Origin of the sequence: Micromonospora sp. WMMD712 (assembly GCF_029581295.1) — a bacterium.
Lineage (GTDB): Bacteria > Actinomycetota > Actinomycetes > Mycobacteriales > Micromonosporaceae > Micromonospora > Micromonospora carbonacea.
The window spans coordinates 6,952,640-6,967,193 of the sequence record NZ_CP120743.1; the positions used below are offsets into that span (position 1 = coordinate 6,952,640).

Annotated in this window: 17 protein-coding genes; 11 read left to right on the forward strand and 6 right to left on the reverse strand. The window is 73.5% G+C overall.

Annotated elements, in window-relative coordinates:
- Nucleotides 1-217: 217 nt before the first annotated feature.
- Nucleotides 218-619: a winged helix-turn-helix domain-containing protein gene (locus O7633_RS30115; RefSeq protein WP_282324795.1), complete on the reverse strand. Its 402-nt coding sequence runs from the start codon at nucleotides 617-619 to the stop codon at nucleotides 218-220.
- A 452-nt stretch (nucleotides 620-1,071) separates the two neighbouring features.
- Here O7633_RS30115 and O7633_RS30120 point away from each other — a divergent pair, with 452 nt between their 5' ends.
- Genes O7633_RS30120 through O7633_RS30135 form a run of 4 tightly spaced genes read left to right on the forward strand, consistent with a single transcriptional unit; the run spans nucleotide 1,072 to nucleotide 2,837 of the window.
- Complete coding sequence (locus O7633_RS30120) at nucleotides 1,072-1,206, forward strand: hypothetical protein (protein WP_282324796.1); 135 nt, start codon at nucleotides 1,072-1,074, stop codon at nucleotides 1,204-1,206.
- On the forward strand, nucleotides 1,203-1,397 hold the full coding sequence (locus O7633_RS30125) for a hypothetical protein (RefSeq protein WP_282324797.1): 195 nt from the start codon (nucleotides 1,203-1,205) through the stop codon (nucleotides 1,395-1,397). Before O7633_RS30120 ends, O7633_RS30125 begins: the two co-directional genes overlap by 4 nt.
- Nucleotides 1,384-2,586 carry a helix-turn-helix domain-containing protein gene (locus O7633_RS30130; RefSeq protein ID WP_282324798.1) on the forward strand — a complete coding sequence of 401 codons (1,203 nt, stop codon included), beginning with the start codon at nucleotides 1,384-1,386 and terminating at the stop codon, nucleotides 2,584-2,586. Before O7633_RS30125 ends, O7633_RS30130 begins: the two co-directional genes overlap by 14 nt.
- 2 nt (nucleotides 2,587-2,588) lie before the next feature.
- Nucleotides 2,589-2,837, forward strand: a complete 249-nt coding sequence (locus O7633_RS30135; protein ID WP_282324799.1) for a hypothetical protein — start codon at nucleotides 2,589-2,591, stop codon at nucleotides 2,835-2,837.
- Nucleotides 2,838-2,861: 24 nt separating this feature from the next.
- Here O7633_RS30135 and O7633_RS30140 read toward each other — a convergent pair whose 3' ends face one another.
- Nucleotides 2,862-3,455: a TetR/AcrR family transcriptional regulator gene (locus O7633_RS30140; protein ID WP_282324800.1), complete on the reverse strand. Its 594-nt coding sequence runs from the start codon at nucleotides 3,453-3,455 to the stop codon at nucleotides 2,862-2,864.
- Nucleotides 3,456-3,560: 105 nt separating this feature from the next.
- On the opposite strand from O7633_RS30140, the gene O7633_RS30145 reads away from it, so the two are divergent.
- Complete coding sequence (locus tag O7633_RS30145; RefSeq protein ID WP_282324801.1) at nucleotides 3,561-3,938, forward strand: VOC family protein; 378 nt, start codon at nucleotides 3,561-3,563, stop codon at nucleotides 3,936-3,938.
- A 475-nt stretch (nucleotides 3,939-4,413) separates the two neighbouring features.
- Here O7633_RS30145 and O7633_RS30150 read toward each other — a convergent pair whose 3' ends face one another.
- A complete protein-coding gene (locus O7633_RS30150) occupies nucleotides 4,414-5,028 on the reverse strand; it encodes a TetR family transcriptional regulator (RefSeq protein ID WP_282324802.1) in 615 nt (204 codons plus the stop codon).
- Nucleotides 5,029-5,090: 62 nt separating this feature from the next.
- On the opposite strand from O7633_RS30150, the gene O7633_RS30155 reads away from it, so the two are divergent.
- A complete protein-coding gene (locus O7633_RS30155) occupies nucleotides 5,091-5,981 on the forward strand; it encodes an NAD(P)H-binding protein (RefSeq protein WP_282324803.1) in 891 nt (296 codons plus the stop codon).
- Between the two features lie 45 nt (nucleotides 5,982-6,026).
- Here O7633_RS30155 and O7633_RS30160 read toward each other — a convergent pair whose 3' ends face one another.
- A complete protein-coding gene (locus O7633_RS30160; protein ID WP_074478987.1) occupies nucleotides 6,027-6,653 on the reverse strand; it encodes a TetR/AcrR family transcriptional regulator in 627 nt (208 codons plus the stop codon).
- Between the two features lie 185 nt (nucleotides 6,654-6,838).
- Here O7633_RS30160 and O7633_RS30165 point away from each other — a divergent pair, with 185 nt between their 5' ends.
- Nucleotides 6,839-8,026, forward strand: coding sequence for a pyridoxamine 5'-phosphate oxidase family protein (locus O7633_RS30165; RefSeq protein WP_282324804.1), 1,188 nt, complete (start codon nucleotides 6,839-6,841; stop codon nucleotides 8,024-8,026).
- Nucleotides 8,027-8,059: 33 nt separating this feature from the next.
- Here the strand turns inward: O7633_RS30165 and O7633_RS30170 are convergent, their stop codons facing one another.
- Nucleotides 8,060-9,187 (reverse strand): FAD-dependent monooxygenase, encoded by a 1,128-nt coding sequence (locus O7633_RS30170; protein ID WP_282324805.1) that lies wholly within the window; start codon nucleotides 9,185-9,187, stop codon nucleotides 8,060-8,062.
- Between the two features lie 51 nt (nucleotides 9,188-9,238).
- On the opposite strand from O7633_RS30170, the gene O7633_RS30175 reads away from it, so the two are divergent.
- Nucleotides 9,239-9,940 carry a TetR/AcrR family transcriptional regulator C-terminal domain-containing protein gene (locus tag O7633_RS30175; protein WP_282324806.1) on the forward strand — a complete coding sequence of 234 codons (702 nt, stop codon included), beginning with the start codon at nucleotides 9,239-9,241 and terminating at the stop codon, nucleotides 9,938-9,940.
- Here O7633_RS30175 and O7633_RS30180 read toward each other — a convergent pair.
- Entirely contained in the window at nucleotides 9,921-10,832 is a 912-nt protein-coding gene (locus O7633_RS30180; protein ID WP_282324807.1) for an oxidoreductase, read from the reverse strand. The genes O7633_RS30175 and O7633_RS30180 overlap by 20 nt on opposite strands.
- A 124-nt stretch (nucleotides 10,833-10,956) precedes the next feature.
- On the opposite strand from O7633_RS30180, the gene O7633_RS30185 reads away from it, so the two are divergent.
- The 3 genes from O7633_RS30185 to O7633_RS30195 all read left to right on the forward strand — a co-directional run bounded on the left by O7633_RS30185 (nucleotide 10,957) and on the right by O7633_RS30195 (nucleotide 14,540).
- Nucleotides 10,957-11,823 carry a helix-turn-helix transcriptional regulator gene (locus tag O7633_RS30185; RefSeq protein WP_282324808.1) on the forward strand — a complete coding sequence of 289 codons (867 nt, stop codon included), beginning with the start codon at nucleotides 10,957-10,959 and terminating at the stop codon, nucleotides 11,821-11,823.
- Nucleotides 11,824-12,148: 325 nt separating this feature from the next.
- Nucleotides 12,149-13,366 (forward strand): cellulose binding domain-containing protein, encoded by a 1,218-nt coding sequence (locus O7633_RS30190; protein WP_282328685.1) that lies wholly within the window; start codon nucleotides 12,149-12,151, stop codon nucleotides 13,364-13,366.
- Between the two features lie 58 nt (nucleotides 13,367-13,424).
- On the forward strand, nucleotides 13,425-14,540 hold the full coding sequence (locus O7633_RS30195) for a ricin-type beta-trefoil lectin domain protein (protein WP_282324809.1): 1,116 nt from the start codon (nucleotides 13,425-13,427) through the stop codon (nucleotides 14,538-14,540).
- Nucleotides 14,541-14,554: the final 14 nt, after the last annotated feature.

The window sequence follows — 14,554 nt, forward strand, 5'->3', positions numbered from 1 at the left end:
CAGGTGTGCCGTCCCGCGAAGATCCCTGCCGCGAAGTCCTTCAACAGCGCCCGCACCCGAGCGAGTTCCCGCTCGTCCGCGCACCGCAGCCAAGCACCGCCACCGCCACGATGCCCGTATAAGCGACACGCCGCAACGACCTAACAAAGCACTACTAGACCATCGACGTCAGGCCTTGGGGGTCAAGAGGTATGGGTCGTTGTGAGGGGGCCGCCGCTTACCTTCCGACGCGGATGCGGTCAGCGGCGTGTAGCTCGTGGGAGCCGTCGGCGCGGAAGATCACGATGACCGGAATGCCCTCGCCCATCTCCAGTTCGCGTCGCTCGGCGGGCGTGGGCATCCGGGCGGTGGCCGTGTCGCCCTTGAGGAGCGTCACCGTCTCGGTCGGCTCGGCGGCGCGAACGAACGTACCGCGCGGTGGTTGCACGATCACGAGCCCTTCCGACCGCAGTAGCGCTACCGCCTGTCGGACGCTCGTGCGGCTCAGCCCATACTCCTGAGCCATCCGCAGCTCGCTGGGCAGTGGGGCGCCGGGCGCGAGGGCGCCAGACGTGATCCGGTCTCGCAGGAGGTCTGCGAGCTGCCGGAACACGGCACGATCCGCACTCGGGTCGATCACGAGAGGGACGCTATGTGTCCAACATTTCTACAACCTATTGTATCTACAGTCCTACGTCGTTACGGTGACATGAGCTGCAGTGTTGACCCTGGAAGTCAGGGCAACGCCCCGCCCCGTCAGCGCAACGAGGGGAGAACGCGTGCCTCGCGTCTCGTACGAGGAGTACCTGGCAGCCGTCGCGCTCGCCCTGGCGAGACGGCATCGGCCGGTCTGGTCATGGAAGCAATGGCGGGCCGTCTGCCGATGCGGAAGCGAGCTGCCCTGCTACGCCGCACACCGGTCCCGACCAATCGAGCCCACTGGCCATCGAAGCAGAGCCGCCCAGATGCCCGACCATCCAGTCAGCCGGCCGGACGGGAGGCACCGCGATGACCACACACCTCCCGGTCACGCCGGGCTGGACTTGCGGCGGTTGCAGCGCCGACTGGCCGTGTCATGAGCGCCGACAGGAGTTGCGAGCGGAGTTCGCCCGCGCCCCGGTGTCGCTGGCCTTCTACCTGGCCGCTCAACTCGTCGACGCCGTCCAGGACCTGCCCCATGTCCCCGCCGGTCAGCTGTACCAACGATTCCTCGGCTGGACCCGATGAGCATTCCCAAGGAGAAGCAGGTGCACGGTGAGAAGCGGGATCCGGCGCAGAGTCGGGGCGAGCAGATCCAGGCGGCCGAGCACGAGGCCGCCAAGCAACGACTCCTCGCGCAGGCCGAGGCCGAACGGATACCGGCCGAGGAGACCACCAAGGCCGTACCCGACCGGCGGTGGCGTCGTGGACAGTCTTGAGTCGTTGCCGGTGGGCCGGCGGGTGGCGTACTGGCGGGGGCGGCGGAGGTTGTCGCAGCAGGTGTTCGCCGATCGGTTGGGCAAGTCGAAGAGCTGGGTGGACAAGGTCGAGCGGGGTGTCCGGTCCCTGGACAGGGTGTCGACCCTGTACGACATCGCCGCCGTGCTGCGGATCGAGGCGGCGGTGTTGCTGGGCCGCGACGCCCGGCCCGCCGAGGTGACCGGGCGGATCGAGGGCGTGGAGCGGATCCGGGAGGCGCTGTCGACGTACGACATGGCGGTGGGACGCCCGGTGGTCGGCTGCCCGGGGGTGCCGGCGGACCGGGTGGCGCGGGATGTCGGGCATGCCTGGATCACCTTCCAGCACGCCCGGTATCCGCGGGTGGCCGAGCTGCTGCCGGAGCTGCTGGCCGGCGCGCAGCGCGCCCACGCCGACGATCCGGGGCGGGGTCGGGCGACGGTGGTGGAGGCGTACCGGCTGACCGCGTCGCTGCTGGTGAAGCTGGGCGAGGCGGAGCTTGCCTGGCTGGCCGCCGACCGGGCGATGCTCACCGCGACGGGCGATCCGGTGCTGGTGGCTGCCGCCACGGTGCAGCTCGGCCAGGTGTTGCGCGCCTCGGGGCGGGTGCGGGCGGCGTTGTCGACGGCGCTGGCCGCCGCGTACCGGATCGCCCCGCCCGACCCCGACGACGCGTCACCGGCGGAGTTGTCGTTGTGCGGGGCGTTGCTGGTGCAGGCCGCCCTCGCGGCGGCCCGGCACGGCGACGACCGCACGGTCGCCGATCTGCTCGACGAGGCCGCCGGCATGGCCGCCCGGGTCGGCGACGGCCACGACCACCATCGCACCGCGTTCGGGCCGACCGCCGTGGACCTGGCCCGGGTGGCCGCCGCCCTCGACCTCGGCCACGCCCACGACGCCGTCACCTGGCACGAGAAGAGCATCGCGCGCGACGGGTGGCGGTGGTTGCCCGCCGAGCACCGGGCGGCGCACCTGCTGGATGCCGCCCGCGCCTACCTGCATGCCGACGACCCGGCCGGCGCCGCCCGCACGCTGGTCGAGGCCGAGCGCGTCGCGCCGGCGGAGGTGCGCCACCGCCCCGCCGCCCGCGACATCGTGGCCCAGGTCGCCCGCGACCCGCACGCCCCGGCCACGGTCGTTCGGCTCGCCGCCGGGCTCGGGGTGACCTGAGGATGACCGCGCCGTTCCTGTCCCTGGCGCAGATCCGCAACCGGCTGATCCTCACCGCCCGCTGGGTCCTGCGCGAGCACGGACCCGGGCCCGACGGCCGCTGCCCGATCTGCCGCACGGCGGACTGCCCGCCGGCCGCCGCCGCCCGCGATGTCCTCCGCGCCGCGACCCAGGTGCACCTGTGGTGCCCGCCAGCCCAGCCTCCGGGACCCGACGGGGACGCCCCGCGCCGGGCCGACGACGCTGGATGACCGGCGATCTTGCAGTTGTGCCTTTCAGGTCGAGTGGGGCTGGACGCTGAGGTGGCCGAGGGCGTCTTCGACGACGCGCTGGACGAATGCGGCGTCGAGTGGTTCGCGGGAGAACCAGCGGCGGTAGAACAGCGGGCCGGCGATGGCGGCGGTGACATCGGCCGGTTCCCTGTCTGGGGCGAGTTCGCCCCGGGCTCGCGCGCGTTCGGTCACCGCACCGAATGGAGCCATCAAGCGGGCGTGCAGATCCGCATGGAGCCCGGCCAGCTCCGGCTCGCGCTCGGCGGCATCCACGATGGAGGGCAGGACCGCCGCCCAGCGGGCGCTGCGTAGCTGCTCGGCCAGCTCCCCGGTCAGCGCGGCGAGATCGGCGCCGAAGCTGCCGGTGTCGGGAACCGGAGGCGCCGACCCGATGGTCGAGCATGCCTCGACCAGCAGCGCGGCCCGCGACGGCCAGTGGCGATAGATCGTGGTCTTGGCCACCCCCGAGCGGCGCGACACCTCGTCGATGCTGACACCGCCGATGCCACCGGACGTCAGCAGCTCGTACGTCTTGGCCAGCACCGCCGCCTTGGACCGCTGGACTCGGACATCGACGGCGTCCCCGGATCGGTCCACGTGGTGATCTCCCTATCTCTGCATCCGAGAAACGCTACGCTACGGTAGCGTACTGTTTCTCGGGACCGGACGGTCCGGCCCGCCGAAAGCAGCCAGGAGAACGCCATGAAGCTCGCCTCGGTCCGCCTCATCACTGACGATCTGCCCGCCCTGACCGCTTTCTACTCCGCGCTCACCGACACCGCGCCGGTGACTCCCTTCGGACCCGACGACTACGCCGAACTGCACACCGACGGCAGCATCATCGCGCTGGCCGCCAGCGCGGCGGTCACGCGTCACAACAGCTTCGCGGCCGAAGCCGCCGCCAACCGATCCGCGATCCTGGAATTCGAGGTCGACGACGTGGACGCCGAACGCGCCCGCCTGAGCGAGCAGGTCACCGACTGGGTCCAGGAACCCACCACCCAACCGTGGGGCTACCGATCGATGCTGCTGCGCGACCCCGACGGCAACCTCATCAACCTCTACTCCACCGGACACTGAACGGCACCGGGCGGAGGAAAAACAGCGGCACCACCATCCTCATCGTCGGCGCCGCCTCCGGCATCGGACTCGGCCTCGCCGTACGGCTGCGGTAACGGGGTAACGCCGTCCTGGCCGCCCTGGCGCGAGTCGGGTGGACAAGGCCGAGCGGGGCGTCCGGTCCCTGGACAGGGTGTCGACCCTGCACGAGGTCGCCGCCGTGTAGCGGATCGAGGCGGCGGTGCTGCCGGGCCGCGATGCCCGGCCCGCGGAGGTGGCGGGGCGGACCGAGGGCGTGGAGGGGGCGTTGCCGCCGTACGCGCCCCGCACGCCCGGCCACGGCAGTGCGGCTCACCGCCGCCCTCGGGGTGACTGACCGGCGATCTTGCAGTTGTGGCCCCGGAAAAAGGGGCGAAGCGGGCTTCTGAGGGGCCGAAAGTGCAAGATCGACGCGGCTGGGGGGAGGGCGGTGCGGGGAGGGTGGCGCGGGGGGGGGTTAGAGGTGGTTTGTGGCGCGGGCCAACTGGGCGAAGGCCAGGTCCGCGTCGGCGGCAGCTTCCGGGTGTACGTCGCGTGCGGTGCGCCCGGCGGCGATCTTCTGCCAGTTGGCGCGGGCGAGCACGCGTTGCACGGCGATCACCTGGGCGGCCAGCAGTCGGCCCCGGACGCCGGGGTCGAGGGCGGCGGCCAGGGCGTCCTCGTCGTCGCGCAGGTATTGCAGGAGCCGCCCCGCGAGGCTCGGGGTGCCGAACACCAGCCGGTGGAACGCCACCACCTCGGGGTGGTCGTTGAGGCCGGTGACGGGATCGAAGCGGTCGAGGCCGGCGCGGAAGTGCTGGTGCAGGGCCGCGATCGGCGCGGTGCCGGGGCGGCGGTCGCGGACGACGCGTGCTGCCTCGCCGTTGTGGTCGGCGAAGCGGTGCAGGACGAGGTCTTCCTTGGTGGGGAAGTAGCGGAACAGGGTGGGTTTCGACACCTCGGCCGCCGCGGCGATGTCGGACACGGACACCTGGTCGAACCCGCGCGCCAGGAACAGCGAGATCGCCGCGTCGGCGATCGCGTCCCGGGTTCGTGCCTTCTTGCGGGCCCGCAGGCCGACCGGCTCGCTCACCGCGCCAGCGTAACCTTTGTTACCGAGTTGCGTTTGTGACTTGGTAACGATCGGATGGAGGCATGGGACAGCTTGCTGACGTGAAGCCCGCCGAAGGGCCGCCGGTGCTGGTCACCAGGGCGACCGGGCGCATCGGCCGCGCCGTGGTCGACCTGCTGACCGGGGCGGGCGTGCCGGTCCGCGCCCTCGTGCGGCGGGCGGACGCGGCGGCGACGCTGCCCGCCGGCGTCGAGGTCGTCACCGGCGACCTCACCGTGCCCGGGTCGCTCGACGCCGCGCTGCCCGGCGTCGGCGCGGTCTTCCTGGTCTGGACCGCCCCGCCGCAGACCGCGCCGGCCGTCGTCGACCGGCTGGCCGCCCACGCGCCACGGGTCGTCTACCTGTCCGCGCCGCACCGGACCCCACACCCGTTCTTCCAGCAGCCCAACCCGATGGCGGCGCTGCACGCCGGGAACGAGCAGCTCATCGCAGCCGCCGGGCTCGACGCGACGATCGTCCGGCCGGGCATGTTCGCGTCGAACGCCCTGTCGTGGTGGGCCGCCGCGATCCGGGGCGACGGCGTGGTCCGGTGGCCGTGCGGCGCGGCCGAGACCGCCCCCGTCGACGACCGCGACGTGGCCGAGGTCGTCGCGCGGATCCTGCGCGACGACGGGCACGTCGGCGGCGACCACGTCCTGACCGGCCCCGAGTCGCTCACCCAGGCCGACCAGGTGCGCATCGTCGGCGAAGCGCTGGGCCGCCGGCTCACGTTCGAGGAGATGCCACCCGACGAGTTCCGACGCGCCGCCCCGGAGGCCGCGCGCCCGGCCGTGGACATGCTCCTGGCCGCGTGGCGGGCCGCGACGGGACGCCCGGCGTACGTCACCTCCACCGTGGCCGACCTGCTCGGCAGGCCGGCGCGCGCCTTCCGCCAGTGGGCCACCGATCACGCCCCGGAGTTCACCGGCGGGTGACGCCGGTCGGCTCCCCGGCCGCCGCGCAGTGCCGTGCCGGCGCAGCTACGGCTGTCGGTCGCCGCGGAGATAGCGAGTGATCATGTCGACCAGCTCGGTTTCGAGCGTCTCGACCGGGGTGGCCCGGGGGCCGGCCATGAGCCGGTGGGTGTTGATCTCCACGGTGAAGGTGATCAGCTCGGCGGCGGTGTCGAGGTCCCGGACCGTGACGTCCGGGTGCCGGGCGAGGAGGTCGCGCACCTGGGCGACGCGGGTCCGTCCGTGCCGGTCGATCGCGTCGCGCAGCTCCTTTGACGCGGGCGCCTCTTCGATCATGATGCGGAGCAACTGGGGGTCGTCGTCGTGGTGGTCGATCGCGTCGCGGACCAGCGCCCGCACCAGCGCCTTCAGGCTCCCGGCGGACAGGTCGAGCTGGTCGGCCTGCGTCCAGACGCCGCGGTCGATGTGCTGCACCAGCAGCGCGGCGAGGATGGCGTCCTTGTTCGGGAAGTACTGGTAGAGCGAGCCGATGGAGACGCGGGCGTGCTCGGCGATGCGGTTGGTGGTGCCGGCGGCGTAGCCGTGCTCGGCGAAGATGTGAGCAGCGGCGGCGAGGATCCGCTTGCGGGTGAGCTCGGCGCGCACCTGCCGGGGCGTGCGACGTGGCTGAAGACGACGGTCGGCGGCGGCCATCCGCAGGCTCCTTCCAGGACGGAAAAGCGAGTAGCCAAGGACCTGAGCTGTTGCTCACAATAGTGTCATGAGCTGCGAAAACGGCAGCCCTTGACCATGGCGGGTCGGCCGTGCGGAGACGAGCCTTGATCCGACGGCTGCCCCGGCACCCGGGCCGCCCCGCCCCCGCCCGAGAGGACCTTCCCATGCGAGGGACAGACGGTGCTGTCACCCCCCACCGGCTGACGACGGCGGACGAGGTGGAGGCGGTCGTCGGCCGCCCGGCGGCGATGGTCATGCTCAAGCAGGTCGACGCCCTCGACGAGGGCTGCCGCGCCCTCCTCGCCCGGTGCCCGGTCGCGGCCTTCGGCTACCGGGACGCCCACGGCGTCAGCCGGACGACCTTCGTCGGCGGCACGCCGGGGTTCGTCCGCGTCCAATCGCCCACGCGGGTCTCGTTCTCCCTGCCGGAGCCGGGCGAACCGCGCGGCCCCGTCTCGTTCTTCTTCCTGCTGCCGGGCGTCGGGGAGGTCCTGCGCGTCAACGGCGCGGCGGCTGCCCGCAGGAGCGCGGCGACGACCGTCGACGTCAAGGAGGTCTGGGTCCACTGCGCGCAGGCCATCCTCCGGTCCCGGCTGTGGCAGCCGCCCGGCCCGGCCGAGTCGCCTACCCTGGCCGAGTCGCCCGCCCCGCCCGAGCCGCCAACGCCGCTCGCCCCGTCCGCGCCGGCCGTCGTGGTCGCTGGGGACGGGCCCCTGTGCCAGCCCGGCGTCGCCGGGTTCTTGGCCGCCGCGCGGTTCCTCGCCCTGTCCACCTGGGACGCCCGGGGCGGGAGCGACACGAGCCCGCGCGGGGACCGGCAGGCGGTGGCGCGCATCCTGGACGGCCGAACGCTCGTCATCCCGGACCGCAGGGGCAACAGACGCGCCGACGCGTTCCACAACCTGCTGGAGGACGACCGGCTCTCGCTCGCCGCGCTCGTCCCCGGCCGCAACGGCGTGCTGCACCTGCGTGGCCGGGGCGCGATCACCGACGATCCGGCCCTGCTGGAGACGATGGCGCTGCGCGGGACGCCCCCACACGCGGCGTTGGTCGTCGACGTCGAGCACGCCGAGGTGACCGGCAACGACCCGATCGCCCGCTCCCGGATGTGGGCTGGCGACACGCACGTCGCGCGCGGCACGGTGCCGGACCTGATGGCGCTGGCGGGCGAACACCTCACCGCCAACGCGGCCACCTCCCGGGGCGGCCCGCCCGCGTTCCTGTTGAAGGCGGTCGGAGCGATCCCGGGGGCGACGCGGTTGATGCGGCTGGCGCTGGATCGTGCCTACCGCTCGGGGTTGCGCAGGGAGGGCTACGACGACGTCGCGCCCGGCGACGGCCGGACTCGGTGAGGAGCAGCTCGCCGGCAGGTCAGGAAGTGCGGGTCAGGTGGCGGGGGCGGGCTCGGTGCGTCGTGGGGTGAAGAAGCGGACGAGGTCGTCGGCTGCCGTGGGGGACAGCATCATCGCCTGGACCCGGGCGGACATCTCGGCGATCGGCCGGATCCTGGCGAACATCGCCTCCTCGTACGCCCGGATCGCCGCGTCGGGGTCGGCGGGGTCGGCGGCGAGCGCGGCGGCGAGCTCGGCCGCGTCCAGCATGGCCTGGTTGGCGCCCTCGCCGACCGGTGGCATGAGGTGCGCGGCGTCGCCGACGAGGGTGACGCCCGGCCGGTGGGCCCAGCGGGCGTCGGCGGGCATCGTCTCGATGCGGCGCGGCAGCGGTGGGCCGTCGCTCGCCTCGATGAGCGCGGTGAGCCGGGGGTGCCAGCCGTCGAACAGCTCCAGCAGCGTGCGCCTGCTGCGGTAGTGGGTCAGGGGGCGGTCGTCCGCGCGCAGGGAGATGCCGACCCGGATGCTGCCGTCGCCGAGGCGCTGTGCCGACAGGACCCGGTTCGCGCCGACGCACCAGAGGTTTCCCGGGCCGACCAGCTCGGCGATGCCGGGGTGGCGGCGCTCGGCGTCGCTGATGCCCAGCTCCACGACGGTGGCCACGTGGGACAGCCGCGCGTCGGTCAGCAGCGGCCGGACGACCGAGCGTGCGCCGTCCGCGCCGACGAGGACGTCGCAGCCGGCGCGGTGGCCGTCGGCGAAGGCCAGGTCGAACCCTCCGGCGGGTCGGGGCGTCGCCGCGACGAGCCGGTGCCGCCAGGCCACCGTGTCGCCGGGGAGCGAGTCGAGCAGCAGGTCACGCAGCACGCTGCGGTCGATCTCGGGGCGTCCGGAGAACGAGCCGGGCGGCGGCCGGTGGTGGACGAGGGTGCGCCCGGCCGGGTCGAGGATGCGGTGTTCCTCGCCCTCCGGCCGCGCGGCCGAGCGGAAGCGCGTGGCGAGACTCGCGTCGGCCAGCGCCCGTTGCCCGGACTCCGGATGCAGGTCGAGCGACCCGCCCTGGGCCCGCGCGGATCGGCCGGCGTCGCGTTCGTGGACCGTCGCGTCGATGCCGTGCCGGTGGTGCAGGATCCGGGCCAACGTGAGGCCGCCCATGCCGCCACCGACTATGGCCACTCGCATCGCCAGCCCCCTTACCGTACGCTGTATTCTATGGATACACCGTACGGTAGCGTGCCGTTGCCCGTTTGGGAACGGCCCGAGCCTCAGCCCCGGGCGGCCTCGGTGGCGCTGAGCCGGGCGAAGATCGCCGCCGCGGCGATCCGGATCGCCGACGCGGACGGCCTGGACGGGCTGTCGGTCCGCAAGATCGCCAAGGAGCTCGGCGTCGGCCCGATGCGCCTCTACGACTACGTGATCAACAGATCCGAGCTGCTCGACCTGATGGTCGACACCGTGTATGCCCGGATCGCCGAGGTCGGCCAGCACCCCGGATGGCGCGACACGGTGCTGGCCGTCGCCCGCCGGACCCGCGCCGCCGCCCTGGAGCACGAGTGGTTCGTCGACCTGCTCGGCGCGCGACCGCACCTGGGCCCGCACGCGCTCGCCGTGGGCGAGGCGAACGCGGCGGCGCTCAGCCGGGCCCCCGGCGTGCGCGGCGTCGACCACCTCCAACGGGCCCTGGGCGTCCTCAACGCGTTTCTCGTCGGGGCGCTCCGCCGGGAGGTCACCGAGCGCCGCACCGCCCGGTCGACCGGCACCGACGTGTCCGCCTGGCAGGCCGCCCACGGGCCCTACCTGACCCGGATGCTGGCCACCGGCCGCTATCCCACCGTCGCCCGGCTCGTCGTCGACGGGGCGCACCTCGACGCCGAGGAGACCTTCCACCGCAACCTGGCCGCCATCCTGGACGGCATCACCGCCCCGGGTAGCTGACGCCGGTCAGCTCCTCGGCCGCCGCCCAGAGCCGTCTGCCGGCCGCCGGGTCGGCGGCCTCGGAGCTGAGCCGGGCCTCGGCGACCGGCCCCCACGTCTCCCGCAGCCGGGACGGCCCGAAGAACTGGCCGCCCCGCACGCCGGGCGCCGTCGCCGCGTGCAACTGCGGCAGCGCCCCCTGCTCCACCGACTGGGTGGTCAGCAGGCCGAGCCGCGCGATCACCCGCCCCGCCCGGCCCCGGTGCTTCCAGGCGCGCGGGGTCAGGTTGGTGCGACTGAGCCCGGGGTGGGCCAGCGCGCTGACGACCGGCGACCCGGCGGCGCGCAGCCGCCGGTCCAGCTCGACGCCGAAGATCGTGGTGGCGAGCTTGGACCGGCCGTAGGCGGCGGAGCCCCGGTAGTCGCGCTCGTACATCAGGTCGGCGAAGTCCAGGCGCGCGGTGCGGTGGGTGAGCGAGCTGAGGCTCACCACCCGGGCCTGCCGCGCCGCCGCCAGGCTGTCCAGCAGCAGCCCGGTCAGCGCGAAGTGGCCCAGCAGGTTGGTGGCCAGGTGCAGCTCGAAGCCGTCGGCGGAGGTGCGGCGGGGGCCGAGCAGCACCGCTCCGGCGTTGTTGACCAGCAGGTCGATGCGCGGGTGGTCGGCGACCAGCTTCGCCGCGAAGGCACGTACGGAGGCGAGGGAGGCCAGGTCCAGCTCGCGTACCTCGGTCTCGCCGCCGATGCGGCGGGCGGCCTCCCGGCCGGCGGCGGTGTCGCGGACGGCGAGCACGACGCGCGCGCCGTGGCGGGCCAGCTCGGTGGCGGTGACCAGGCCGAGGCCCGAGTTCGCGCCGGTCACGACGGCGACCCGGCCGTGCTGGTCGGGGATGTGGTCGGCGGTCCATGCGGTCATCTGCGGCTCCTCGAAGCGTCGGTGCGGCAGACGCTAGGCGCGGTGCGGGCCGGCTCCGGCGTTCCCGGTTGCCTAGGTTCGCCGGACCTACCCTCGGCGGTCCGGGCCGCGCCACACTGGCAGCATGAGCCATCCGTACGCCCGCGAGCTGGGCGACTTCCTGCGCGCCCGGCGCGGCCGGCTGCGCCCGCGCGACGTCGGCCTGGAGCCGGGCGGCCGGCGCAAGGTGGCCGGGCTGCGCCGCGAGGAGGTGGCCCTGCTGGCGGGACTGAGCACCGACTACTACCAGCGGATGGAGCAGGGCCGCGAGGTGCGCCCGTCCGACGACGTGCTGGCCGCGATCGCCGGCGCGCTCGGCCTCGACGACAAGGAACGCCGGCACCTGTTCTCCCTGGCCCGCGCCGCCCGCCGGCCGGTGCCCGCCCGCGCCGACCACGGCCCGGAGCGGGTGCCGGAGGGCACCCGGCGGCTGCTGCGGGTGCTGGACACCCCGGCGGTCGTGCTCGGCCGGCACCTCGACCTGCTCGCCTGGAACCCGATGGCCGAGGCGCTGCTCGGCGACCCGGGCGGATACCCGCCCGAGCGGCTCAACATGTTGCTGCTGATGTTCGACGACACGCTGACCGGGCAACGGAGCTGCCCGGACTGGGAGCGCCAGGCCCTCGACTACATCGGCATGATGCGGGTCGCCGTCGCCGCCGACCCCACCCACCCGCGCGCCACCGCGGTCGTCGGCGAGCTGAGCATCCGCAGCGCCGAGTTCCGGCGGCTGTGGGCCCGGCACGACGTGCGCGAATCGGTCAGCGGCACCAAGACCTTCCGCGTGCCGGAGGTCGGCGACATCGTGCTGGACTGGGACACGTATCCGCTGCCGGGCCACCCCGGCCCGGTCATGCTGGTCTTCACCGCCGAGCCGGGCAGCCCCGACGCGGACCGGCTGCGGCTGCTGGCGTCGCTGCGCGCGACCCACCCGGAGCCGACGTCGCGCTGACGGCAGGGCCCCGAGCGGCCGAAACCGTGCGGATTAATTGACCGACATGAATCACGGACGTAATGTGAGCGATAACATCGCGAGCTCGCCCGACACGTCGGTCGGGGCTGCGGTCCATGCCCGTACCCGGAGATCGCCCCGGGGCCGGCCTGGACGGGCACGCCCTCCACCGGGTCCGGGCCTTGCCTGATCGAAGGAGGAACCAGTGGAGCTGCCAGCAGACGTGCCCTCGCCGCCGGAAGTCAGGGGACGCGCGCCATCCGCGCCCCGGCTGCGCATCGTCACGTGGCTGACGGCCGCGCTCGCGCTGGTCCTCGGCCTGACGATGGCGATGACCGCGCCGCGCGCGGCGTCGGCCGCCGACAACCCGTACCAGCGGGGCCCGGACCCGACCCTGGCCAGCGTGGCCGCCAGCCGGGGCCCGTTCGCCACGACGCAGGCGACCGTGCCGCCGGGCAACGGCTTCAACGGCGGGTACGTCTACTACCCGACCGACACCAGCCTGGGCACCTGGGGCGCGGTGGCGATCGTCCCCGGCTATTCCGCGCTGTTCGCCAACGAGGAAGCCTGGATGGGGCCCTGGCTGGCGTCCTTCGGGTTCGTGGTGCTCGGCATCGAGACCAACAGCCGCAACGACGGGGCCGACGCCCGCGCCACCCAGCTGCTCGCGGCGCTGGACTACCTCACCCAGTCCAGCCCCGTGCGCAACCGGGTCGACCCCAACCGGCTGAGCGTCATGGGCCACTCCGCGGGCGGGGCCGGGACGCTCATGGCGGCGCTACGCCGGCCCTCGCTGAAGACCGCCGTCGGCCTCGCGCCCGGCGCGCCCGGCAACAGCCTGAACATGTCCACCACCAAGGTGCCCACGATGCTCATCTCCGGGCAGAACGACGGCACGGTCACGCCGTCGTACGTGCAGGGCATCTACAACACGCTGCCCGCCTCCGTGGAGCACGCCTGGGCGGAGCTGGCCGGCAACGACCACCTCTCGTTCACCCGGCCGAACCCCACCGAGATGCGGATCCTGATCCCCTGGCTCAAGATCTTCCTGGACAACGACACGCGGTACACGCAGTTCCTCTGCCCGCTGGCCGACAGCACCGGCGTCTCGCGCTACAACTCCACCTGCCCGCTGGTGCCGCCGGGCCTGCCGACGTCGCCGCCCACCACCCCGCCCACCAGCACGCCGCCGCCCACGGGCCCGCCGACGAGCCCCCCGCCGCCGACGACCACCCCGCCGCCCGCGGGCGGCGCCTGCACGGCGACCTACCGCACCGTCGGCTCGTGGTCCGGCGGCTTCCAGGGCGAGGTCACCGTGACCGCCGGCAGCGCCGCCATCAACGGATGGACCGTCCGCCTGGACCTCAGCGGCGGGCAGAGCATCAGCCAGGTCTGGAACGGCACCCTGAGCACCAGCGGCTCGACCGCCACCGTGCGCAACGTCTCCTACAACGGGTCGCTCGCCGCCGCCGGCTCGACGACCTTCGGCTTCCTCGGCTCCGGCACGCCGCCCGCGCCGACGCCGACCTGCACCAGCCCGTGACGGCGGCGACCTTGCACCAGCCCGTGACCAGCGACAAGTCTTGACCAGGGAGAAACACATGCGAACGAGGGCAAGGTGGCTCGCGGCGCTCGCCGCGTTCGGGGTGGCGGTCGCCGGGGTGCTGGCCGCCCCGGCCGGCCCGGCCAGCGCGGAGTCCAACGGCGGGGTACGCGTGATGCCGCTGGGCGACTCGATCACCGAGGGCACCCAGGTGCCGGGCGGCTACCGCATCGGCCTCTGGCAGCGCCTCGCCGGCGGCCGCTACACGGTCGACTTCGTCGGGTCGCAGTTCAACGGGCCGGCGAGCCTGGGCGACCACGACCACCAGGGGCACCCCGGCTGGCGCATCGACCAGATCGACGCGAACGTCGTCGGCTGGCTGAACACCCAGCGGCCGAAGAGCGTCCTGCTGCACATCGGCACCAACGACATCCTCCAGAACTACAACGTGAGCACCGCGCCGAACCGGCTCTCCAGCCTGATCGACAAGATCACCAACACGGTGCCCACCGCCGAGGTGTTCGTCGCGCAGATCATCACGCTGTCCAACAGCAACCAGGCGGCGGCCGCGCGCACCTTCAACGCGGCGATCCCCGGCATCGTGCAGAGCAAGGTGAACGCCGGCAAGCGGGTGCGCCTGGTCGACATGCAGAGCGCCCTCACCACCGCCGACCTGATCGACGGCGTCCACCCCACCGCCGGCGGCTACGACAAGATGGCCGCCCGCTGGTATTCCGCGTTGCAGTCCGTGCCGGGCAGCATCGGTGACCCGGGCACCGGCAGCGGCCAGGGCACCGCGCTCGTGGGCACCCTGTCCGGGCGGTGCGTCGACGTCCCCGGCTCCACCACCACCAACGGCACGCAGGTGCAGCTGTGGGACTGCCATGGCGGCGCCAACCAGCAGTGGACGTACACGTCCGGCAAGGCGCTGACCGTCTACGGCAACAAGTGCCTCGACGCGGCCGGCTACGGCACCTCGCCGGGCACCCTGGTCACGATCTACGACTGCCACGGCGGGGCGAACCAGCAGTGGAACGTCAACTCCAACGGCACCATCACCGGCGTGCAGTCCGGCCTCTGCCTGGACCCGTACAACCTGGGCACCGCCAACGGCACGAAGCTCGTGCTGTGGACGTGCACCGGCCAGACCAACCAGCAGTGGAGCCGCCGATAGCGTGACGGGGCGGG